Below are 23,939 nucleotides of genomic sequence, written 5' to 3'. Positions count from 1 at the left end.
GTTTGGACATTTGAGGGCAAAAACTCAACTTTTAAATTAAAACCTAATGTTATACCTAAAGGCAAAACACCAAATTAGACAATACCAGGGTATCAATTAATGAATCCTAAAATTCCCGAACCCCGATTTCCAGAGGCAGCAATGACTGCCAGTCGTGAGGAACTATCAAATTTACCGATGAATGTCATCTATGGAGATTTACCGACAGATTTATCTGGACATACGTTCATTATTGCGCCTGTAGGTAGTGTTGCCTCTGGGGGATTACCCAATCCGAATGGAACCCACATTTTTAACGGTGATGGGATGATTTACCGCTTAGATTGGCAAGCCGGACAGGTGACTGTCAAGACGAAACTGGCACGTACACCTTGCTATTATGCAGATCGAGCAACTTTTAAAAATCCTACTTATCGCTCTCATCAATTTCGCGATTATGGGTTGTTACGCTTCTCCCCTTCCTTGGGCTTGCGAGATGAGGTAGATATTGCCTTTCTCGCCTTTAATACGGCTAAAGACAGCCAAGAGCGATTAATGATTACTTATGACGCTGGTCGTCCCTATGAAATTGATACCAATAGTTTAGAGATTGTTACCCCAGTGGGAGGTAATACTGAGTGGAAACCGTTTCTACCTTTTCCCTATCCTTTCCCCCCGGTGTTGAGTACGTCTCACCCAGCCTTTGATGGTTATACTAACGAAGTTTTCTTAGTTAACTATGGGCGATCGCTGAGTAATTTTCTGGAAAGTGCGCGTTTCATTTATGACCTGGAACAACTGCCCCAGGAACTACAGCAATTGCTAAGTGCGATCGCTCAACTTTTAGACAACAATCCTTTGCAGATTCCCTTGGGAATGTTCTCGAAATTTTCTCAAAGTTTCTCGCAACTATTGATTGGCTGGATTGAGAAATTGTTAGGAACTGCCATGCCAGATTTTGTTCGTCTGATGCGGTGGAATGGTGTCGGTAAACTCCAGCAGTGGGAGTTGATACTGCCGGATGGTTCCCCGGTGCGGATTGAACAAAGCATCCATCAGTTGGCAGTTACCAAAGATTACGTGGTGCTGATGGACACCTCCTTGAAGATTGGCCCAGAACAAATCCTGAATAATCCCATTCCCGATAGTTTGGAAACTGAGCGCCTTCTGCGGCGATTACTGACGCGATCGCAGCAGCCCAATTCCCCCATTTACATCGTGCGTCGGGCTGACCTCAAAGCAGATGTGACTACTGTCGTAGTCCGCCCAGCCGTAATTCCTTTAGAAACAGTGCATTTTTTGACCGATTACGAAAACCCCGACGGTCAAATCACCTTGCACGCTGCCCATCTCTGCGCTACAGATATTGCCGAATGGGTTCGCAAGTATGATATATCAAAATTCGACGCTCCCAAATCTGCGCCTCTGTGGTTGGGAGGAATGTTATCTAATGGGCAAATGGATGTGGGTCGTCTGGGTCGCTATCAAATAAACGGCGAGACAGGTCAGATTCAAGATGCTAAAGTAATTTACGATACTCGCCGTCATTGGGGTATAGGTTTCTACGCTTGCCAGGAAAAGCTGGCCTCTGGATTGCCTCCTCAACGGATTGATAATATTTATTGGCAATCTCTCGGTTTTTGGCCAGAATTGCTGACTGAGTTTATTTACAAGTTGTACGAAGACTATCCCTACCGGGCTGTCCCACTAAAAGAATTAATGCAACGAGAAGAAGCTTTCCACAATCGCCCTTCTTCTTTGTTTCGGGTAGATACAATCAAAATGGAGGTAGCAGATTTTTATGATGCGCCCTCTGGTTACTTCATCAGTTCACCCCAGTTTGTACCGAGATTGAACAGCAATGGCAGTTCTACAGATGGCTATATCGTCTGTACGGTATTTGGGGAAAATAACAACGAAATTTGGATCTTCCAAGCCGATCGATTAGGGGCTGGGCCTATATGCAAATTGAGTCATCCACAACTGGATTTTGGCTTCACAATGCACACTACTTGGTTATCTGCGATCGCACCTCGCACTGCTAATTACGATATCCCCGTGCGACAAGACTATGAATCGTTACTTAAACAGCCAGCCATTCAGCAATTATTCACAGAAGCAGTTTATCCACATTTTCAGTAGAAATTGCGATCTATCTATATCAGGACTTACGCACTCAGATCCCCCAACCCCCTTAAAAAGGGGGCTTAGAGGTTCCCCCCTTTTTAAGGGGGGCTAGGGGGGATCTATGTTTCAGGCTTCAATGCGTAAATCCTATATATAAATTAGGAGAGCGTGAATGTGAGGAACAGTAACATTTCTACCTCCTGCCTCCTGCCTTCTGCCTCCTGCCTTCTACTAATCGCAACATTCTCAAATCAGGGCACATTACTACTAGGAAGAACGACTATTATGACTAAAGTATCTAAAGATGCACGAATTTGTATTGTCGGGGCGGGAGCAGCCGGATTATCTACGGCTTACTTTTTGAAAAAGCAAGGCTACCGCAACGTACTTGTCTTAGAAAAAGCTGGACGGGTGGGGGGATTGTGTTGTTCCATTACTTATAATTCCCGTTCCTTTGACTTAGGAGCAAATTATCTCACCCCTGCTTACAAAGAAGTCCTCAAAATGGCTGAAGAAGTCGGCGCTCAACTTTACAGTGAAGGGCCAGGGCAAGTCTACAACCCTTTTAAATCTCAACCGGGACAACCTGCCTACACCTCAATTATGAATGCTGTTACCGAGGGAACCGACCCAGTAACGTTTTTGGCAGCCGTTGGGCGCTATTGGTGGGAGCGTCTTTGGCTAGAGCCAATTATTTCCGTTCCTGGGTTTGCCGGTATCAGTCAACATCCCGAACTCACTCAACCTTTTTCCCAGTGGTTAGCAGAGAAAAATTTGTCATGTCTAACAACTTTATTTGAAATTCCGATTACCGCAATGGGCTATGGCTATTTAAACGAAATCCCTGCTGCCTATGCCTTAAAATACATGACCCTAGAAACCTTTGGGACTTTAGTTACTTACGGTGCAGATTTGCGCTGCGGTTGGCCTAAACGGTTTATTGATGGTTTCCAACGCTTCTGGGAGCGTGTTGCTTGGGGAATAAATGTGCGTTTGAATATTGACATCAAGGAAATCAAGCGTGGAGCAATTACACGGGTGCGGTTCACCGAGCAAGAGCAGATTCTTGACAAGATTGTTACCCATGAAGAAGTTTTAGAATTTGACTATCTGGTTTTAGCTTGTCCGTTGACATTGAATGTTCTCAACACCTTTCTCGATTTGTCGCCAGCGGAGAAAGACCTATTTGAGCAGATTATTCTCAATCCCTACAGTTTGATTACCTATCTGATTCCCGAACTGGAAATGCCAACCCCAGTAACTAATGTCATTCCCTTAAATGCGGTGGGGAATCCTTGGTTTATTGCTCAACAGTTTGCTGACAATGACCTGATTGCCTTTTACACTCGCCTAGATCGTGAGGGAAAAATCACTAAAACAGATGTTCTCCAAGGGATTCAAAAGACATTAGAGAATTTGGGAGTGCAGGTAGATGATGATTACTACACCTACGATAAGTGGCCTTACTTTCCTCACGTTACTTCAGAGGTCATGCAAGCGGGATTTTACGATCGCTTAGAAGCCCTGCAAGGTCAACGCAAAACCTTCTATGTGGGAGGCTTATTGAATTTTGAGTTGGTTGAGACTATTGTGGAGTATTCAAAAAGTTTAGTCGAGAAGAACTTTTAGTCTAGAAAACTTCTTTCTCCTTTGAAGTTGTACACACAAGTCGAATTACCCCCCTTAATCCCCCCTTGCAAAGGGGGGAAATCGGAAATCTAGTTCCCTCCCCTTTGCAAGGGGAGGGTTAGGGTGGGGTAAAACCCAGATTTATCAGCTATTTCAGACTTGTGTGTACACCGTAGCCAACACATACGGGGAGGGTTGGCGAGGGGTGATTCAAGGATTTATGCAAGAGGTCTAGTAATTTTTGGTTGGCGATCGCATAGATCGCATTTAATCGCGCCTAGTTAATTCGGCAAAACTACGCTTTGACGCACAGCACGCTTGCGATCGCTTTTACGAGTACCTCCAGCCATCTGATATTCGTGGCTATTATTACCATATTTATAAGCAATACCACGCAAAATTTTCTCAGAATAGTCTGCTAATTCCTGTTCGTTTTCGACGAGTTGGGTTAGTAAGACATCAATAGTAGAGAGGGTGGTATTGTATGCTTCTAGAGATTGCCGCACCCTTTCGATTTTTTCAGTATAATCTTTGACTGTTAAGCCTTCTCCGACATCGAGAGTTTGACTAATAGATTTAACGCTTGCTAGACGTAGTTCAGCTTTGCCAAGAGTACGTGAATTGCGTTTTCGCCTTCCCATAATTAATACTCATTTTCTTAATTTCTCATAACTCTATAGTGGGCAATTGTTAAAAAGGTTGTCATACGTGGAATTGTTGATTTTTCTAAAAAAGCCTAAAATTTATTTGCTTTATACCAATTTGTAATTACGAATTGATATAACGTCAAAGCGGAAGCTGCTACAGCTTGCGCAAAACACGGAAACGTGAAAGCAGAAGTTGCTACAGCTTGCGCAAAACGCGGAAACGTGAAAGCGGAAGTTGCTACAGCTTGCGCAAAACACGGAAACGTGAAAGCGGAAGTTGCTACAGCTTGCGCGAAACGCGGAAACGTGAAAGCGGAAGTTGCTGCAAGCAAAGCGGAAGTTGCTACAGCTTGCGCGAATTGATACTGATTTATTCCAGCATTTCTTCCGAATCCTTTATCTCCGTTCGGCTTCCTTCAATGGCTTCCTTTGACTGCTCCCTAAGCGAAGTCGAAGGCTCCCTGAGCGAAGTCGAAGGCTCCCTGAGCGAAGTCGAAGGCTCCCTGAGCGAAGTCGAAGGCTCCCTGAGCGAAGTCGAAGGGAGCGTTCTTGCATCGAAGCCATCACCACCGAAGCCAGCCAGCCGACTGTAATGAGTTTCATTTTGACATTCGGCTAACTTATGCAACAAATTTGTATCCCCTGAAATTAGAGCTTGCTTCTTTTTTCGACTCCAACCTTGCACCTGCTTCTCACGCTCAAAAGCGTCTACTACGCACTGATAATACTCACAAAAAACTAGCTTCACAGGCAACCGTTTTGCCGTGTGGTTTGCGCCCTCACCTTGTTGATGTTGCCACAGCCGCCGCTCAAGATCCGTTGTACTACCTGTGTAGTAACTACCATCAGCACATTCAAGAATGTACATATAAGCCATAATATTGATTTGCGCGATCGCTTTAGTGTTCCCTGAGCGAAGTCGAAGGGAACATTCTAATTGGTCTTATTACCAATGCCATCGCAGAGAGTGCTGCCTTCGACTTCGCTCAGGCAGCTTCGAGTTCCCTGAGCAAAACGTTCCCTGAGCAAAACGTTCCCTAAGCGAAACGTTCCCTGAGCGGAGTCGAAGGGAACATTCTAATTGGTCTTATTACCAATGCCATCGCAGAGAGTGCTGCCTTCGACTTCGCTCAGGCAGCTTCGAGTTCCCTAAGCAAAACGTTCCCTAAGCAAAACGTTCCCTAAGCAAAACGTTCCCTGAGCAAGACGTTCCCTGAGCGGAGTCGAAGGGAACATTCTAATTGCTCTTAGTACCAATGCCATCGCAGAGGTGCTTGTCACTCACATTGGGATTCGATTGCAAATAAACACGTAGCCTGTTGCAACTGTAAGTGATTAAATCATCTAGGTTATTTATATTTAGGTACTGCCAGACTTTCACGGTTTTGTCAGAACTACCAGAAGCGATGGTTTTGCCATCGGGGCTAAATGCGACGCTATTGACCGCATCGCTATGCCCTTTGAAGGTGGTGATTTCTTTGGCACTCACCGCATCCCAGACTTTCACGGTTTTGTCAGAACTACCAGAAGCGATGGTTTTGCCATCGGGGCTAAATGCTACGCTCTTGACCGCATCGCTATGCCCTTTGAAGGTGGTGATTTCTTTGGCACTCACCGCATCCCAGACTTTCACGGTTTTGTCAGAACTTGCAGAAGCGATGGTTTTGCCATCGGGGCTAAATGCTACGCCAATGACCGCATCGCTATGCCCTTTGAAGGTGGTGATTTCTTTGGCACTCACCGCATTCCAGACTTTCACGGTATTGTCTAAACTTGCAGAAGCGATGGTTTTGCCATCGGGGCTAAATGCTACGTTGACCGCATCGCTATGCCCTTTGAAGGTGGTGATTTCTTTGGCACTCACCGCATCCCAGACTTTCACGGTTTTGTCAGAACTTGCAGAGGCGATGGTTTTGCCATCGGGGCTAAATGCGACGCTATTGACCGCAGAGCTATGCCCTTTGAAGGTGGTGATTTCTTTGGCACTCACCGCATCCCAGACTTTCACGGTTTTGTCAGAACTTGCAGAGGCGATGGTTTTGCCATCGGGGCTAAATGCTACGCTAGTGACCGCAGAGCTATGCCCTTTGAAGGTGGTGATTTCTTTGGCACTCACCGCATCCCAGACTTTCACGGTATTGTCAGAACTTGCAGAAGCGATGGTTTTGCCATCGGGGCTAAATGCGACGCTATTGACCGCATCGCTATGCCCTTTGAAGGTGGTGATTTCTTTGGCACTCACCGCATCCCAGACTTTCACGGTATTGTCAGAACTTGCAGAAGCGATGGTTTTGCCATCGGGGCTAAATGCGACGCTATTGACCGCATCGCTATGCCCTTTGAAGGTGGTGATTTCTTTGGCACTCACCGCATCCCAGACTTTCACGGTATTGTCAGAACTTGCAGAAGCGATGGTTTTGCCATCGGGGCTAAATGCGACGCTATTGACCGCATCGCTATGCCCTTTGAAGGTGGTGATTTCTTTGGCACTCACCGCATTCCAGACTTTCACGGTATTGTCTAAACTTGCAGAAGCGATGGTTTTGCCATCGGGGCTAAATGCGACGCTAATGACCGCATCGCTATGCCCTTTGAAGGTGGTGATTTCTTTGGCACTCACCGCATCCCAGACTTTCACGGTTTTGTCAGCACTTGCAGAAGCGATGGTTTTGCCATCGGGGCTAAATGCGACGCTAATGACCGCATCGCTATGCCCTTTGAAGGTGGTGATTTCTTTGGCACTCACCGCATCCCAGACTTTCACGGTTTTGTCAGCACTTGCAGAAGCGATGGTTTTGCCATCGGGGCTAAATGCTACGCCAATGACCGCATCGCTATGCCCTTTGAAGGTGGTGATTTCTTTGGCACTCACCGCATTCCAGACTTTCACGGTATTGTCTAAACTTGCAGAAGCGATGGTTTTGCCATCGGGGCTAAATGCTACGCCAATGACCGCAGAGCTATGCCCTTTGAAGGTGGTGATTTCTTTGGCACTCACCGCATCCCAGACTTTCACGGTATTGTCAGAACTTGCAGAAGCGATGGTTTTGCCATCGGGGCTAAATGCTACGCTATAGACCGCAGAGCTATGCCCTTCTAAGCGGTTTCTCTCTTGGGTATTGTAAATTCCTCGCTTGAGTGCCACTACAGCTTGTTGGTTAGCCTCTTGTTCTAAATTGGCATTTTTAATTGGTGGTCTACCTAAAATTTGTCTACCTGACTGTGTAGCTGCAACCACAGCCTCAAGTTGCCTGTCAGAAAGTAGAGAAGCTTCAGAACTTTGCGCCAGAGCAATGGCACTTTGCTCAGTTGCTTCCTTGGCTTTGTTTTGTGCGTTCCACCATTGATAAACCGCAAAGATAGCTACCACAGCTAACCCCATACTAAACAATGTAACAACTCGGTTTTGCCGCCGTGCTGCTGCCAACTTTTCTTGTTGGCGTTCTTTCTCTTCTCGCTCAAGGCGATTTCGTAGTTCTTGACTCTCTTGAATATACTCCTCGGCTACCCCATTCAACATCTGCCAATCACCAAATCTAGCTAAATATCCCTCTGCTACTGCTAATCTGTCATCTTTTCTCAGGAATCCTGACTTTTTATCATTCCTCTCCCATTCTTGGGCTTCCGCTTCAATCTGTCGCTCAATGCCTATTCCCAACTTATATTCCTCTTTCCAATCCCCCAACTTTTGCCAGTGGCGGATTAGGGCTTCGTGAACAACATCTAAAATTACATCCTGGGAATCCGGCTCATCTGTCTTGGTAATTAATCGGGCATCTTTATCCGCTAACTTCTCGCTCACGTATTGCAAAAGATTAAAGGAATGATGGGAATTAACCAACTCACCCAAACGCACGCGCCGCCGTATATCTGTGGTTTCTCCCATTTGCGTCAATTCCAGAAAAATTCGCCGCGCCACAGTTTTTTCTGTTGGTAAAAGACTTTTGTAGACTGCATCAGCGCGTTTTTGTAGCGTTCCTTCCACCCCGCCTAAATCCTGATAAGTTTTCAGGCTGAGAAGTTCATCGCTTTGATTTCTCGATTCACGCCACAATTCTGTCAGGGTATATTGCAGCAAAGGCAAACTTCCGGGGTAATCCTCAACATCATTAATTAGTTGCTGTTTTAACCTGCCCTCTATGCCTAATCCTACCCAATCAGCCGGTTTAGTAATCGCTTCTTCAATTTCCTCACGGGTTAAGTGTTCGACGTTGATGTAAGGTTTATGGATTCTGCCCGCAAATTCGGGATATTCTCGCCATCTCGCCCGAAAATCCGATCGCATCCCAATGAAAATATAAAGGTTATCTGTACAGTCAATTAATTCCTGCAAACAGTCAAAGAATTCTTGGCGCTGGCTATCATCGCACATCGTAAAGCATTCTTCAAACTGGTCGATAATCAAAATCACTGGTGTGTTTAATGCTTTTAACTTCTCGCCGATGACATGGGCAATATTTTCTGTTGTCCCGCCTAACTTTTTAGATCCCCCTAAATCCCCCTTAAAAAGGGGGACTTTAAGAGATTCTTCGCCCCCCTTGTTTAAGGGGGGTTGGGGGGATCTAGGCAAGGAAAGTGCAAAAGCCTCCTGTAAACTGTTAACAGGAGTTTCTTTAGGCGTAAAGGGAGTAATATAAGTCCAGCGATCGCTCCCTGGAATATCTTGCCCTAGCTTCAGCTGGTAGAGTAACCCAGCCCGTAACAGAGATGATTTCCCACTACCGGAAGCACCTAACACAGCAATGAGGCGATGCTTCTCTCTTACCTGTTGAATCAACTCCTGAGTTAGCGCACTCCGCCCATAAAAAACCTCAGCATCTTCCTTTGTTTCGGTAAAATATGACAGGGAACGATAAGGACACTTATCCTGAAAGCTTTTTTGCGAAAACTTAGTTGTCAGCAGAATAGCGCGTGGGGAATTGGCAATTAACGGGCGCTGGACTGTATTCGACATTCGGCTGATAATCAAATCTGCCAATTTGTGGCTATTAACGATCCCATCTGCGTCATTTTCCGGGTTCAATCCTGCAAGTAACGCCTCCGTCAACAACCCCTGAGTATGGGGAATTTCGACTCCAGTTTCGTAGGAACGGGTTGCAGTAATGAAACAGTAGTCTTTATCTGTGGGAATAAAGTTCAACAATTCACCGCTATAGCAGCAATCTAGCCAAACAACGACTCGTTTAGCTGAACTTGTTTGCAACTGCTCTCCTAACCAACTTAAGCGTATACCATATTCTTCTTCAGGTAGGGCATCACTGGTAGCTAGAAATACTTCTTCTTTGCCCGCTACAGTTTTGCACCAGCCATGTCCGGAAAAGAAGAATAACGCTGTTTCTGGGACGGGGTTAGGAGGAGGAGGATTGAAAAGATTAGCGATCGCTTCTATCAATTCTTGCACCTTTACCGCCCCTTGGCGGTCAATTTTATTTTCTCCCTTCTGGTTTAAAGTTCTAGGTAAACACTGAGCGCGAAAAGGTCTATAACCGTATTGTTCTAATTGTTCGGCAATTTTCTCAGCATCTTCTGCTGCTGCTGTTAGCGGCTTTAGGGTGGTGTACTCTGGGTAATAATTAATTCCAATAACTTGAGCAGCCCATTCCGATGCCATTTTTCTTACCTGACTAACCATTAGAACTTTTTGTTAAACTGTAGGCAAAATCTGTCCACAACTTTAATAACTAATTCACAGCATTCTTTAGTTTTTACGCAAAATAACTAGAAAACCGTGCAATCAGCTATATTCATTTATGCAACAAAAGGTATAAAAAAGAACGTTCTATTCTGTAAATTATTCTTTCTAGACATAAAAAATCAAAACAGAATATCTAATATCTGCTGTAATCATCTCACTTAAATTATGTTTATACTAGTCGTAGTAAGTTAAGTTTGATATAAAAACCTATGAACATAAAGCCTGACAATACTATTATCGCTTTTCTCTTAGCATTTCAAGACTTAAAAACCGCCCTCGGAGAACAACATAAACAGAATTTAAAGGACGTTGTAAAGCAATTAGAAACCCAACCTAAAGCTTGGAAAGTCTATATTAAAGAACGTTTATTAGAAATAATTACTGCTAATCATGAATTAAATCAATCTTATCAATTTTATCAGTCTCAATTAGATAATGTAGAAGAAATTCCTCAAAGTTTATTTCCGACTGAAGCAGAAATTAGTAGACTTAATACTCTTGAAAAGACTCCAATGACTAAAGGCTTTAAACCAAAATATGAAGCTACAGGCTACGAAAGCCAACTCAATAATGTTGTAGTCATTGTTGGTAGTTCTTCTCAACCAGAAGAAACAGTTAAACAAGCCACATTTTTAGAAAAATGGAAACAATTTTTATCTCAATCCAATCCATCAAATTAGTTTTTCCCTTGTAATGAGCGATTTAATCTATCCGACACTCGATTTGTTTTTATATGCTTTAAAAAGTTCTTTAAACACAACTGATGCAGAAACAGAAAAAAACCAAGCAGCTTTTTTAGCTCAATTACCCTCTGACACTCAATTCCACGATCCTGACATTGAAACCGAGTATTTAGAGATTACCCATCCTCCTCAAATTAACTTTATTTCCCACAATAAAACTTTAGAAGGATACTATTATCCTGTAAGATTAAATGACACTTATGGCTTACAACTTGATTGCTCTATTAATAATCAAACAGAAAGTCAACCAGCTAAGTCTTTTGCAATCTTAAAAACTGAAATCGAACAAAAACTAAATAAAGAACTAGCAACAATTGGAACAAGCTGGTTGCTTTCTGGTTGGCTACCAGAAAACTCATCTCAGAACCATGAGGATATTGCTAAAAATTGCTATTATGCTTTATTTAATGATAATGATTGGCAACCAGAAAAAGGTACTTTTTTAGACGGGAAAGTTTTTGAATTAGGGCGATCGCAATATATAAATCAGAGCCTAAAAAATGTAACAACGCCTCTAAATAGTAATGAACATCATGTGATTATTGCTATTTATAATAATCGAGAGAGCGCAGAAAAAGCTGCGGAATTTTATAAAGATTGGATGGGTTTGTTTTGTTATCGCAGTAAGATTTCGTGGGCTTATTGGCAAAGTCGTTTAGTCAAAGAATCTCTGCTCAATCATTATAAACAGATTGAATCAAATAGAAAAATTACTAACCTAAGCCATTTTGGGCAAGAAAAGCAGAGTATTACAACTTCTCGCAAGATTTTAAATAATATTGATAACATTCTCCAGCAATACACAATCGACTTACTCAACCTCTCTTTTCAGAAAAACATTATTGAAATTAATTTATCTAATTATCAACTTCGCTTGGCTTTGATTCAAGAAAAAGCAGGTCAAAATAATCAGCTAGATTTTTTAGAAAAATTTAGCGCCCTAGCCAACAAAAAATATTTACCACAAATTACCAAAGATATGGAAAATATGCAGCTTGGCTTGCAACTTTTAGAAGATACAATTAACGCTACTCGCAGTCGCATAGAAGTGGAAAAATCTGAACGAGAGCATAACTTCCAAGAGCTTGTAGCTGTTGCGGGTGCTAGTATAGCAACTATATCTCTGGTAAGAGAGCCTGCAAAAGATTGTAATAAAGATATTTTTTTTAAGCAAGTTCGCTTCTTTTGCGACTACCCTTTCAGTTCCAGTTTCATAGTGGGAATCATTGTTGGTTTTGTGGTTTGGTGGCTGAGAAAACGAGTGCGATCGTGAAATCATGTAATATTCTCAGTCGATTTTCTTAGCTGAGGAACTAGCACAGACAGTACCACATCAGATTCAATTACCAGTTGTTTGAATGAATTTGAAAGAAGTTATTTTTCTCCTTCGTAAGCTAGGGCTTGGTCGCCTGCTTGGGCAAATGCTTGGGCGAGTTCAACTAGCTTTTGTCGCTCTCGATCGTTAATAATACCAGCCGGAGGCGGCATTCGTTTTTCTTGAATTTGGCGTACCGTTTCGTGTCGTAAAGAGAGCGCTTGATTTGGATAACTCAGCATTACTAAAGGATTTTGTTTAGCCGCGTTGTCTGGACTATGACAAACAATACAAGCGTGTTGACGTAAATTAACCTCAAATGCACGATAAGCAGCATCAACTTCAGCGACGTGTGGGTTCGATGGAGAAAACAAACGAGTATACAGTGTCACATAAGGTTGTTTCTGACCATGAGCATCATTCCAAACCCAATTACCATCCCATACATGATTTACTACTGGTCTTTGTGGGTCAACCACAGCTGAACGCAGCGCCCCTTTGAGCTTTTTCTGTTCTAGAAACAAAAGTAATTCAGTACTTTGCTGGTAAGAATTCCACTTTTTCGATGAGTGCCAAAAAGGATAAGGATAAGCACCAATATCAAGCTGATTACGGAACTGAATGGGAAGGTGAATCACAATTAAATTGTTTACCTGTTCAACCTTTGGTTCACCTTTGAACATAAAAGTAGCTAGGTAAATGCGACGCCAAACTAATGGATTAAATTCACTTGTTTGATTATCTTTGAGATTATAATTACCGACTTTGTTTTGAGCGCCCCACAAGAAGGGTGCATTCATGGTTTTGCGGAGGGTTGTTAGTTTAGCGAGTTTGTCAGCGCATGAGTTGAAGGCAGCTAAATTTTGAGCATCAGAGACAACGGGACAAGCAGCAATAATTTCTTTACCGATTTTCTTAGCTAGTTCTATGTCCGGCGATGCTTCTTGTGCTGATACTATATTTTTGGGATTGAGTGCTTGTGTTGTAGATATCAAGAACGCGTTCGTCGAAGACGTTAGCAAAGCGATCGCTACCGCTATGCTCAATAACATAGATCGCATAGGCGCAGCCCGCACTTCTCTACGAGACGCTCCGCGAACGGCTGCGCTCAGTGACCACCGCAGGCATCGAGAGTAAAATCTCCGAAGATCAGACATTGTAGAACTCTGAAACTAAATAGGATTTAAGTAAATGTAGAGACGCGAAATATCGTGTCTCTATATTTTCTAAACAGTCAAAGCCTTAAACTGTGATTCTTGTACCATCAAACTTGGTGAAGGTAAAACCTGCAAATTTTTCGCGGAACGTTAGCTTTTCATCTCTGAGAATGCTGATGGCGATCGCTTCGCCAAGGGCCAACGACGCTGCTGCATCTGTGCGCCAGTGAATCCCAGCACTATCACGACCCAAGCCAATATTTGCCGCCAGTTTGTTTAATTCGCCGCCCACGGTCAGCAGTGGGCCTTGATAGGGAATCAACTTGGTGGGATCTTTGGGATCGGGTACCACCGGATTGGGAATCACATAACTCTCATCAAATAGTGCTTTCAAAATCGTGACACTGGCACCTGCCGACACCGAAGCGCCCCCTGGATAAGAAGAGTGGAATGGTGCCCCTTCAGGAAAAGCTTGCGGTAGCAGATAGGATTTGTTTTTACTAAAGAAGCGGTCTAGTACTTCTGAGTTAAAAACATCGGGGTGAATCGGATAGTTTGTTTTATTCACCTTGTTGTTGTGAACCAACCCACCATAAGCTTCTGCTCGCAGGCGACGGTGAACATAGTACTTCTGCCAATAAGCCGCTCTGATTGCATGTGGAGCAACCCAAGCGATGAGAGATTGTGAATACCCTGGACCAAATGTCGCAGAACCACTCGCTTGGGTCTTTGAGTTGTTATAAGGATTACCGGGATTGTAAGGTGAGCCAACGCCACCAGCTAGGAAGTCATTAATGACTGGCTTGGCGAGTAGAATTAGAGCAGCATTTGCATAAACGGGTGGTGGCGTGTGGGCAATCTCTGACTGGTCGCGCCCGTTGATAAAGTAGCGAGGGGTTGAGTTAAATTTAATCGTTCGACCAGAATCACCACCATTTTGCACTAGCAACCACTCGTTATAGTTGGTTTGAAAACTATTTTCGGGAATAGCTAGAGGAACACGGTTAAGCTGAACATAACTCTGTGTTCCTGCGGGCACAGGACGCAGTAAAAACTGGGAGACGTATGGGCCCACATCTACCCCTGGTAACGTGTAGTAAGTTGTTCCACCAGAGCCATTAACGTAAATTGCGGTGCCTCGAAATAAAAGTTCGGGTGTAACTCGTCCGTTCTGTTTAGGCCCTTTGAATGCTGACAACCGATTCAAATCCTGAACTGCTGCCAGAATCAGCGGGTTAGTTGTATTATTGTGGAACTCGCTAAAGGGTACATCCTGCAACAGTTGTTGCCAAGCAATTTCGAGGAATTCAGCCGCCTGCTCTGCACTATCGAGGGTAGGTGGCACTGGAATTGTCAATTGGGTCGGATTCAGCCCACTCAAGCTAACTGCTAATGGACCGAGCGGTTGTACCAGCTTCCGTTTGCCACCCAGGATGATATTTTCATACTCATTGGGATCGTCGGAGGTCAACGCATTAATAAAAGATTGATAAGCCTTCAAATCCACTTCGCCCAGCTTGTTATGGGGTAATCCTCGTGTATCCGTCGCAATTTTATTAGCATACTTCGCCTCATCTCCATTGGTGGGATGAGGAGGAATAGGAATTTCCGAATTAACCTTGGCTGCTCTTATACGTACTTGAAAAGCTCTATTACGAAAGTTGCTATAGTTAAACGTTGCAGGAGTAGACGTTACAGGAGGTCTTTGGGCCTGTACAACATTTCCTCCTTTCTTCAAGGAAAGGGATGAGCTGAAAACCCCTGCCACAACACTAGCTGCACTAAACAAACCAGCGCGACCGAGAAATAAACGTCTGCTGCCGCGACTGAGGAATAATCTTTTACTACCTGCGCTCGTTTGAGGTTGCTTAGTTTTTGTTATTTCACTATGAGCCTGAGCATTTTTTTCAGAATCTTGATGAGAATTTGGATTTACTTGCATGAGATGTTCTCCACTAGAAAAAATAATCCCAAAATTTAGTCATAAGTGAATACATGAGCATCTGAAAACTAGAACAACTAGCCACACAGAAAATGCCCACTTCTAGAGAAACAGGAAAATCGAACCAGATTTGGGATGATATCTGGGGTTACTTTACTGGTACTGGAAGGTAACTTGCATAAGAGTGATATCAGGTTCGGTTAAACACTTAATAATATCTGTAGCTTCGGTTGAAGAACCTAGAATCTAATGCGAATAGCATCTCCTAGAGAAAGGGCTTCTCGCAGTCAAACCCAACATTCGATCCTTGTTTAGGTTGGGTTTAACGGCAGTCAAACCCAACCTAAATTGATAGATTTTATTAAAAGTAATCATCCAAACTTGATATGATTTTTCGTGACAGTCATACCAGCACTGAATGCCGATATTATGCTTTCATTGCATGGCTGTTATACTTTTGTAGTTGTAATCAGTGCGATCGGATGTAGCCGGGATTAAAGCACAGCTAAAACCACCGGTTGCTTCCACTCAAGCTAAATAATACTGTAAATCTATCCATTTACCGTAGTTTATGGATGTTAAATCAGACTGTCTCACAATCGGTGATAAAAATCAAGAGGTTTTTACAATAAACTTAGCAAGAGCGTGAAACCCCTAGAGTAATAGCACACAGCGTCATATTCTCTGTTTGAGACTGTGGATGAAACGCAACGCAGTGGGTTTTGCGCGAGTATCAAAGGCGGTTGTTGTTGAAAAGTTGAGTTGAGAGAACTAAGAGTAGGCGTAGCCTGTAGTAGACATCGCTCCCAGACAACATCCCATCAAAGCGGATTTAGCCTTTATTGGACTGGGCAATTAAGCCTAACTCTGCATAAATTGGATGGACTATTTTTCTTATTTGGGGCAGTTGTCTACTAAAGAAATATGCTCCTAAAATGCAACAAACACCGCCAAATAATAAAGCATTATTAACACCAAAGTAACCTGTCAATGCTCCGAAAAATAAATTACCAAAAGGCAGTATTCCTAAAAAACCAGTTGTAAATATACTAGTTACTCTACCTCTTTTGTCTTCATCAGGAAGAATTGATTGCATAAAGTTACTGATTGAAGCCAAGGCTAGAGTATTATTCATGCCGATGATAAACATGAATAGTAGACAAATCTCTAAATTGTTTGAGCGAGAAAAAACTATTAAACCTAAACCTAAAAGTGCGCCAGATATTGCTATAATTTTTCCCAGCCCCATAACATTTTTTCTAGAGATGAGATAAATACCTGAAACTATGGAACCAAAAGCCGAAGCTGTCATCAGAAAGCCCATAGTTTCAGCGTTACCCTTTAGTACTTCTTGAGCAAAAATCGGCACTAGATTTACATGAGTCATTCCCATAAAACAAATAATAAATTGTAATATTAATAAATATTTAATCGGCAAAAATTCGTATACATAAACAAACCCTTCTTTAAGGTTTTTCCACATTTTGGGTTTTTGACCTAAGGAATTATTGATAACTGGGTTGACTTTGATAGTTAAAATTGCAGATATAAATGGTAGATAGCTGATACTATCTACTAAAAAACAAGAAGCTGCACCAGACCTGGCAATCAGTAAACCCCCAATCATTGGGCTAACAAACTTCGCTGTATTAATCAAGAATGAATGTGAAGCCATTGCACTATAAGTATCTGATTTCTTATCCAAAAGTCTGGGAATAATTACCTGGCGTGCTGGTAAATCGAAAGCTTTTACAATTCCCTGAATCGTGCCAATGACAATAATCCATGCAACATTGATGTTATCGCTAAGAGTTAAAAAGGTTAAGGTAGAAGATAGTAGAATAGATACTAGCTGAGTAGTTAATAGAACATATCGTAAGTTCCAGCGATCTAGCAATACTCCTACCAACGGTGTAATAATTAAGCCCATAGCTTGATTTGTAAATCCAGCTACACCCACTAATACAGCCGAATTAGTTAACTGATAAACTAGCCATACCAAAGCAATTTGAGTCATCCAAGATCCAAAAAAAGATAAACTTTGTCCAATAATGAAACAAGAAAAGTTTACAGATTTAAGCGCAGGTGGAAGTTCCAAAAAAAACTTTGGCTTATGTTTTTGGACTTTTACTCTATTACTTGGTATCATCAGTTTTTCCCTATTTTAAAATTATTCCAATCCTGTTTAAGGTTTTCATGCTTCGTTCGTTGTTATGACTTACGCACAAGAGATCCGCTAGCCCCCTTTTTTATCCTCTTTTGTCACTTTTGGAGGATGCAATAACCCAAAACTTTATCGGGTTTTTATTCCTAATTTTTGTCTAAAAATTTTATTTTCTGTTAAAAAAGAAAGCCTCAAACCTTGATTTAATCTAAGTCTTAGAATCTGGATTCGATTATTCTTTTCCAAGAGTGATAAACCAGGGTTAAGGGGGATAGACGTTTCTACTTGTTAGGTTGTGTTGCCTTTCGTGCGCTTTGCGTTCACTCTGTTCATACTGTTTTTTCCTTTACCTATTACCCTTGGATTAAGATAATTTGCACGGATTAGGACATTGGTAGAGACGTTGAAATACAATGTCTTTACTAATTTTTTGGATTAAGTTTTAGTAGACTTGCATATCACCAGCCTTGAAATAGTATTAGCAAAGCTTAATATTAGTAAAACAGAAAGTTTGTATACTTAGTATTAAAGTAAAAAAATAGCACTGTGATGACTAGAATGCATACAATACCATGTTTGGTCGAATAGCCACAACTCCAACCGCTAAACAGCAAGGGTTTGAGGTGGTTGATGCTCAATTAAACCCAGTTGAGATCGCAGCCAAGCGCGATCGCATTGACATACCAGAGTTTATCGTGTCCAAGTTGTTTAGCTGCCAGATGTGGCCAGTAAGGATTGCGAATGAGCGATAAACGCCACAGCCAACAAAAAGAATCCCAATGCACAAATGCCTGATTATGTCAAAGTATTTATTTGGTTACACTAATAATTAGGTATGCATATTTTCATAAAGACTGTATACTATTTGAAGTACATTAAATCGACCGATAAACTGTAGTATATCATTTAAACTGACGTAGATACCTGGCAATCAATTATTTAACTGCACCAATCAACACATCTAGCTCTGGAGAAAACAGAATGGTTTCTTTCATCCATAGTGGGCGATCGCTCTTGAACAACTTCTGTTTTATTGCTTTAGGTTGAATAGTCTACATATCACGATTATTACAAGGAAAAGATTTCATGAGCAACATCCAACTATACTTCGCCAAAGCCTCTACCTTCTCTCAACGGACTCGCGTCGTCTTACTGGAAAAAGGTATTGACTTCACCCCGATAGAAATTGATTTACAAAATAAACCAGATGGGTACACGCAGATTTCGCGCTATGGTAAAGTTCCGGCTATCAAACATGGGGATGTGGAAATTTACGAGTCCGCCATTATCAATGAATATCTAGATGAAGTTTTTCCAGAACCACCTTTGTTACCCCGCGATCCCGCAGGTAAAGCGATCGCTCGGATTTGGATAGACTACGCCAATACTCGCCTTGTCCCGGCTTTTAACAAATTTTTACGTGGTAAAGATAGCCAAGAACAAGAACAAGGACGAAAAGAGTTCACAGAAGCACTTTTATATATTGAACAAGAAGGATTAGGCAAAGGTGATTACTTCTTAGGAGATCGGTTTAGCCTAGTAGATATCAGCTTCTATCCCTGGTTTGAACGTTTACCACTCTTAGAACACTTCCGCAAATTCACACTACCAGCAGAAACACCTCGTTTGCAGACATGGTGGAACAGGTTAAGCGATCGCTCCTCAATCCAAGCAGTAGCAAACCCTGTAGACTTCTATTTGCAAAGATTTGCCAAAGTTCTCGGTGAACCTGTTCCTGTTGGTGCATCTCAAAAATAGGACACAAAGGTATGGTAATGGGAGTGAACCGTTAACTGTTAAGTATTGACCAAAAATTAACCAAAATCCAAAATGGGATGACCTATGAGCTTAAATAACCAAGTTCTAGATAGACCGATTTCCCAAGAACTGCCATCCGTAGAGGCTAACCTCACTTACCTGGTTCCAATGGCAGAAAAACCTGTTAACTATACTTACGAACCGCCAACCGGGATTCCTCGCACGAATGCAACTTATCAGACGCACAAACTGCCAATTTACAACGCTCGTTCTATCTCAGAGAACATCTCGTTAGATCGAGAAGGATTCGCCTTTACTGGACATAATACTAATGTCCGCAACTTTTACGATGAAGACGAAATACGCCGCGTTTACTATCCAGAAGCCGAGCAATTGTTAAAAGAGGTGACAGGTGCAACGAAGGTAGTGATATTCGATCATACCTTGCGTAACGCCGGTCAGTCAAAGCCAGGTGAGAATGATATTAAAGAACCCGCCAAGCGCGTACACAACGACTTCACCGCCAAATCAGGCTATACTCGCGCCCGTTTGGAACTAGCAGCGCGAGGCATAGATGATGATGATATTGATACGTTACTAAAACAACGATTTGCCATCATCAATGTTTGGCGAGCGATCGCCCAACCAATCCAAGAGTCACCCTTAGCACTGTGTGACGCGCAAAGTATCGCACCCACAGACCTTGTAGCTGGCGATCTTGTCTACCGCGATCGAGTTGGTGAGACATACGGAGTCACGTATAACTCCCAACATAAATGGTTCTACTTTCCGCAAATGAACAGAAACGAAGCAGTATTTATCAAATGCTTCGACTCCGCAGAAGACGGATACGCCCGTTTTGCCGCCCATACAGCCTTTGAAGACCCCACCAGCCCAGCCAACGCTCCCCCACGAGAAAGCATCGAACTCCGAACATTAGTTTTTTACCCCGCATAGATCGCAAAAACTTGTTTCAAACTCGTACTCTCTGCGCCTCTGCGTCAAACTAATTACATCAGTTTTCGTGTATTTGAACTACACCGTTTGTAGGGGCGCAAGGCCCATTGATGTCAACTTAAGCTCAAACTCCTTTTCAAACCTCGTTTCCAGCCTCTGGCTGGAAATGCCGATCGTTGCGGCTCTGCCGCAAGTCTTGAGGCGGAGCCTCAACGACGAACATCCCCAGTCGGAGACTGGGAACGAGACAACCGAGACAATATCTAAAAGCTTGTTCTCGGCTGGCTTTCACGTTAAGTTGACACGAATGCGCAAGGCCTTGCGCTCCTACTAGCGATCGCCCACATCAACTCAAAATGAGCCAAATTGTAGAAGAAGTTCTGGCAGCTAATCTTAGTTACACTGATAAATTCGGTGATAAAGGTAATCTCACCATACCCCCATCTCGTCGGTTTGCAATTCTCACGTGCATGGATGCTCGGCTCGATCCAGCTAAATTTGCTGGACTAGCTGAAGGAGATGCCCATGTAATTCGTAATGCAGGTGGACGTGCTAGCGATGATGCGATTCGCTCTTTAGTGATTTCTTATAAATTACTTGGTACGCGTGAATGGTTTGTAATTCATCACACTAATTGCGGGATGGAAACCTTCACTAATGAAATCATCAGCAATTTACTTTCTAGTAGCCTCAAAACAGCCAAGCTAGATGAAAGAGGTTGGTCAGATATTGGCTCTGGGTCGGGATCGGGCGAAGGCAAGTTTATCAATTGGTTAACTATTGATGACCAAGCCAAAAGCGTCTATACAGATGTCCAACGGATTCGTTTGCATCCATTAGTTCCGAATGAAATTCCGATCTATGGCTATATCTACGATGTCAAAACAGGGCAATTGATTGAAGTTCCTGAAGCTAGTAAGCTTGGTCAAGTTGTGTAGTCTCATTGTGTAACGTAAAAGTAGTATTTAATGAAGTAGCTATTTGTGTAAAAACTTCCTTTGCTGGTGAAGCATATTCACCGATCGCGATCGGATTTCCAGTATCACTACCGCTACAAATGCGGGGATCGATGGGAATTTGCCCCAACAGAGGCGCTTGTAATTCTGCGGCTAGTTGTTTGCCACCACCACTACCAAAAATCGGTGTGCGTGAACCACAATCACCGCACATTAAATAACTCATATTTTCAATGATGCCAAGGACAGGAACACCCACTTGGCGAAACATATATATATTACGTCGTACATCTGCAACAGCTACTTGTTGAGGAGTTGTCACTAAAATGACTCCACAAATTGGGCTTTCTTGGATAATTGTAATTTGAGCATCACCTGTACCGGGGGGTAAATCGATCAATAAATAATCTAATTCTCCCCATTCCACATCTTGCAAAAATTGCGTGATAATTTTATGCAATACAGGCCCCCGCCATGCCAACGGACGATTTGCTTCTGCAAGTAAACCCACTGACATTATTTTTATTCCCTGAACTTCTAGAGGTAAAAACTTATCACCTGTGGGAGTATTAATCACTTGAATATCAGCTTGTCCTAAACCCAACATTTGGGGAACATTGGGGCCATAAACATCAGCATCTAATAGTCCTACTTTTGCACCTTGTAGTTTTAAAGCTGCGGCGATATTAACGGCTGTTGTGGATTTGCCTACACCCCCTTTACCGCTAGAAACTGCAAGAGTTGTTTTAACACCGGGAATTGTACAAATTTGAATATAAGTTTTTTTACACCAAGATAAAGATGACAATTTAGATTGAATTTCTAGCTGTAATTGGTGCTGATGAAAACCAATATATAAACGTAAGTAAAGATAATCATCAACTATGCGGAGATTTCGCACCATTCCCAAACTAACGATATCATTATTCAAAATAGGTTCGATGATTTGTTTGAGTAGCTGGACGACTTCTTGCTGATATAAATTAGTATCTGGTTTTGGGCGATCTTCTGGATGCTGAAAGGGGGATTGGTGGTTAGACATGGTTAAGAGAAGCTTAGGGATGAGAAATTTGCTAGTTGCAGTATAGTAAAAGCGATCGCTCTGATTTAGATCCTCTGCAAAACTTCTCTCACCCAAGCTTCTTCTTCGGGCGAGCGCACTATCTTTAAAGGTTGTGAATAATCAATTGCCAAGTCAAATCTAGCACGTTCGTAAACTTCATTTAATAATCTTTGCAAGTCAACTATCGGTTCAGGTTCTCCCTCACGCAAAGGTACAGGAAAAACCGGAATTGGGTTTTTTAAATCAAAAGTATATAAATCTGCATCAGGCCTGTTATAGCTGCGACTGACCAAGATACTATAACTATAATCTGTGGTTGATGCTCCGAGAATAGGCATTGGCTGCCCTTGTCTCAAAAGGTCAATTTCTACTAAGTTGGTTGCAGAAGCCAAAATTTTCTGTCGTTTACTTTCGTAGGTGGCTCTACCTTCTTTGGAGCGTTTATTCTTGGGGGAAAGTATTTCAATCACAGCAACTACTTCTTTAGTTGGAGTTGTTCGCACCTCTAAAAATCGCTCAGTTATCTGTTCGGGTACAGGAACTTTCACTTTACTAGGTTCAGCAAGTTTTGCAGTAGTCAAAGTTGTACTGTTATCTGTAGTGTTACGTTTGGCAACTGCTATATCAGCAATTCCTACGAGTAAGATATCATCTACACTAGTGTAAACTCGCTCTTCAATGGAAACCCGGTATTTAGGGGCGATTTGAGGAGTCAGATCATCAGCAATCGCTACAATCAAACGATTGTGAACTTGATGCCAAAGTTCAGGCTGTTCCAAATACGGGTTCATTCCAGGAAATGGATTGTCCATTAAGCTTTCCCTTAGTTATTTACTGCTCCCTTGAGACTATTGTATCTGTTTGAATCTTCTGAATTGCCCGTTGCGCTTGGATGGAAACTTCTTTGTCAGGATCGTCTAAGGCTTGTTGTAGGGGATTAATAACGTCGGGATGAGCTAAATTTCCAAGTGCGATCGCAGCTTCTTTTCGGACATCTGCATATTCATCTGTTAATGCTTTAATTAATCTTGGCATAACTTGAATATCTGGAATTTTTTGCAAGGCTTGTGCTGCTGATTTCCGCACTTGCCAATGTTCATCATTTAAAGCTATTTCTAATGCTGAAATTGCTTGATTATTTGCATGAATAGCCAGAGATTTAGCTGCATTCCGGCGAACTTGCCAATCACTATCATTTGTAAGTGCTTGACAAAGTATTGCGATCGCTTCTGCATCTTGTAAATGTTCTAAAGTTAAAGCAGCAGCACGACGTACACTTGCTTCCTCATCAAAGATTAAATTTAAAGCTTGCGGACATTTTTCTAGTTGATTTATATATCGCAGTGTCGTAATGGCTGCTTCTCTTAAGTCAGGATTTTTTGATTCTAAAAATGGTAAAATGTCGGGTAAAGATTGAATATCATGTATCTTCCGCAACAGCACTAAAATATTTAATTGAATATTTACATCATTACTTTGGAGTTTATCTAGTAAAAGTAACAATTCATCTTGTGTAACTAACTCGTTTAATGCTGAGGCGGCTTCAGTGCGAATATCTGAATCTGCTGAACCGAGGCATTCAATTAAGGCAGGAATCGCCACAGGATTAGCAATTTCCCAAAGGGCAGATATTGCTATTTTTTGAACAGTAATATGTTCGTCTTTTAAAGCGATAATTAAAGCGTCGATTGTGTCATCATCGCCTAGATGTTGCAAGGTTTTGACAGCTACTATCCGATCGTTTACGTCAGGCGATCGCAACATTTCCAACCAATGCTTGAGTTCATCGTTCATTAATTTTTACCAC

General features: G+C 42.3%; 18 protein-coding genes. 8 read left to right on the top strand and 10 right to left on the bottom strand.

Annotated features, from left to right (window positions below; translation table 11 throughout):
- Positions 1 to 99 precede the first annotated feature (99 nt).
- On the top strand, positions 100 to 2,121 hold the full coding sequence (locus NSTC731_RS17635; RefSeq protein ID WP_445631926.1) for a carotenoid oxygenase family protein: 2,022 nt from the start codon (positions 100 to 102) through the stop codon (positions 2,119 to 2,121).
- Positions 2,122 to 2,391: 270 nt separating this feature from the next.
- The gene (locus NSTC731_RS17630) at positions 2,392 to 3,735 is read left to right on the top strand and encodes an FAD-dependent oxidoreductase (protein WP_445631925.1); all 1,344 of its coding nucleotides are present in this window, start codon (positions 2,392 to 2,394) and stop codon (positions 3,733 to 3,735) included.
- 281 nt (positions 3,736 to 4,016) lie between these two features.
- On the opposite strand, the gene NSTC731_RS17625 is transcribed toward NSTC731_RS17630, so the two are convergent.
- From NSTC731_RS17625 to NSTC731_RS17615, 3 genes are all read right to left on the bottom strand, one after another.
- The gene (locus tag NSTC731_RS17625) at positions 4,017 to 4,376 is read right to left on the bottom strand and encodes a hypothetical protein (RefSeq protein WP_445631924.1); all 360 of its coding nucleotides are present in this window, start codon (positions 4,374 to 4,376) and stop codon (positions 4,017 to 4,019) included.
- Between the two features lie 376 nt (positions 4,377 to 4,752).
- Positions 4,753 to 5,250: a GIY-YIG nuclease family protein gene (locus tag NSTC731_RS17620; protein ID WP_445632115.1), complete on the bottom strand. Its 498-nt coding sequence runs from the start codon at positions 5,248 to 5,250 to the stop codon at positions 4,753 to 4,755.
- Between the two features lie 369 nt (positions 5,251 to 5,619).
- The gene (locus tag NSTC731_RS17615; RefSeq protein WP_445631923.1) at positions 5,620 to 9,993 is read right to left on the bottom strand and encodes an nSTAND1 domain-containing NTPase; all 4,374 of its coding nucleotides are present in this window, start codon (positions 9,991 to 9,993) and stop codon (positions 5,620 to 5,622) included.
- Positions 9,994 to 10,286: 293 nt separating this feature from the next.
- On the opposite strand from NSTC731_RS17615, the gene NSTC731_RS17610 reads away from it, so the two are divergent.
- Positions 10,287 to 10,757: a hypothetical protein gene (locus NSTC731_RS17610; RefSeq protein WP_445631922.1), complete on the top strand. Its 471-nt coding sequence runs from the start codon at positions 10,287 to 10,289 to the stop codon at positions 10,755 to 10,757.
- A 13-nt stretch (positions 10,758 to 10,770) separates the two neighbouring features.
- Positions 10,771 to 12,093 carry a hypothetical protein gene (locus NSTC731_RS17605; RefSeq protein ID WP_445631921.1) on the top strand — a complete coding sequence of 441 codons (1,323 nt, stop codon included), beginning with the start codon at positions 10,771 to 10,773 and terminating at the stop codon, positions 12,091 to 12,093.
- 101 nt (positions 12,094 to 12,194) lie between these two features.
- Here NSTC731_RS17605 and NSTC731_RS17600 read toward each other — a convergent pair whose 3' ends face one another.
- The 3 genes from NSTC731_RS17600 to NSTC731_RS17590 all read right to left on the bottom strand — a co-directional run bounded on the left by NSTC731_RS17600 (position 12,195) and on the right by NSTC731_RS17590 (position 17,383).
- Positions 12,195 to 13,292 carry a c-type cytochrome gene (locus NSTC731_RS17600; protein WP_445631920.1) on the bottom strand — a complete coding sequence of 366 codons (1,098 nt, stop codon included), beginning with the start codon at positions 13,290 to 13,292 and terminating at the stop codon, positions 12,195 to 12,197.
- A gap of 85 nt (positions 13,293 to 13,377) precedes the next feature.
- Positions 13,378 to 15,234, bottom strand: a complete 1,857-nt coding sequence (locus NSTC731_RS17595; RefSeq protein ID WP_445631919.1) for a vanadium-dependent haloperoxidase — start codon at positions 15,232 to 15,234, stop codon at positions 13,378 to 13,380.
- A gap of 832 nt (positions 15,235 to 16,066) precedes the next feature.
- The gene (locus NSTC731_RS17590) at positions 16,067 to 17,383 is read right to left on the bottom strand and encodes an MFS transporter (RefSeq protein WP_445631918.1); all 1,317 of its coding nucleotides are present in this window, start codon (positions 17,381 to 17,383) and stop codon (positions 16,067 to 16,069) included.
- A gap of 587 nt (positions 17,384 to 17,970) precedes the next feature.
- Between NSTC731_RS17590 and NSTC731_RS17585 the strand changes: the two genes are divergently transcribed.
- The 3 genes from NSTC731_RS17585 to NSTC731_RS17575 all read left to right on the top strand — a co-directional run bounded on the left by NSTC731_RS17585 (position 17,971) and on the right by NSTC731_RS17575 (position 20,113).
- The gene (locus NSTC731_RS17585) at positions 17,971 to 18,150 is read left to right on the top strand and encodes a hypothetical protein (protein WP_445631917.1); all 180 of its coding nucleotides are present in this window, start codon (positions 17,971 to 17,973) and stop codon (positions 18,148 to 18,150) included.
- A 334-nt stretch (positions 18,151 to 18,484) separates the two neighbouring features.
- Complete coding sequence (locus NSTC731_RS17580; protein ID WP_445631916.1) at positions 18,485 to 19,156, top strand: glutathione S-transferase family protein; 672 nt, start codon at positions 18,485 to 18,487, stop codon at positions 19,154 to 19,156.
- 84 nt (positions 19,157 to 19,240) lie between these two features.
- The gene (locus tag NSTC731_RS17575) at positions 19,241 to 20,113 is read left to right on the top strand and encodes a CmcJ/NvfI family oxidoreductase (protein WP_445631915.1); all 873 of its coding nucleotides are present in this window, start codon (positions 19,241 to 19,243) and stop codon (positions 20,111 to 20,113) included.
- 136 nt (positions 20,114 to 20,249) lie between these two features.
- On the opposite strand, the gene NSTC731_RS17570 is transcribed toward NSTC731_RS17575, so the two are convergent.
- Positions 20,250 to 20,405, bottom strand: coding sequence for a hypothetical protein (locus NSTC731_RS17570; RefSeq protein ID WP_445631914.1), 156 nt, complete (start codon positions 20,403 to 20,405; stop codon positions 20,250 to 20,252).
- Positions 20,406 to 20,469: 64 nt separating this feature from the next.
- Between NSTC731_RS17570 and NSTC731_RS17565 the strand changes: the two genes are divergently transcribed.
- Complete coding sequence (locus tag NSTC731_RS17565; RefSeq protein ID WP_445631913.1) at positions 20,470 to 21,051, top strand: beta-class carbonic anhydrase; 582 nt, start codon at positions 20,470 to 20,472, stop codon at positions 21,049 to 21,051.
- Here NSTC731_RS17565 and NSTC731_RS17560 read toward each other — a convergent pair.
- The 3 genes from NSTC731_RS17560 to NSTC731_RS17550 form a co-directional block, all read right to left on the bottom strand.
- Complete coding sequence (locus tag NSTC731_RS17560) at positions 21,026 to 22,111, bottom strand: Mrp/NBP35 family ATP-binding protein (RefSeq protein ID WP_445631912.1); 1,086 nt, start codon at positions 22,109 to 22,111, stop codon at positions 21,026 to 21,028. The genes NSTC731_RS17565 and NSTC731_RS17560 overlap by 26 nt on opposite strands.
- A 65-nt stretch (positions 22,112 to 22,176) precedes the next feature.
- Positions 22,177 to 22,944, bottom strand: coding sequence for a DUF4058 family protein (locus tag NSTC731_RS17555; RefSeq protein WP_445631911.1), 768 nt, complete (start codon positions 22,942 to 22,944; stop codon positions 22,177 to 22,179).
- Positions 22,945 to 22,963: 19 nt separating this feature from the next.
- Positions 22,964 to 23,926 (bottom strand): HEAT repeat domain-containing protein, encoded by a 963-nt coding sequence (locus tag NSTC731_RS17550; RefSeq protein ID WP_445631910.1) that lies wholly within the window; start codon positions 23,924 to 23,926, stop codon positions 22,964 to 22,966.
- Between the last annotated feature and the right edge of the window lie 13 nt (positions 23,927 to 23,939).

The sequence above is a fragment of the Nostoc sp. DSM 114167 genome, assembly GCF_052692655.1.
Note: the sequence above shows the minus strand (reverse complement) of the source record. Positions and strands in the feature narration are given on the sequence as shown.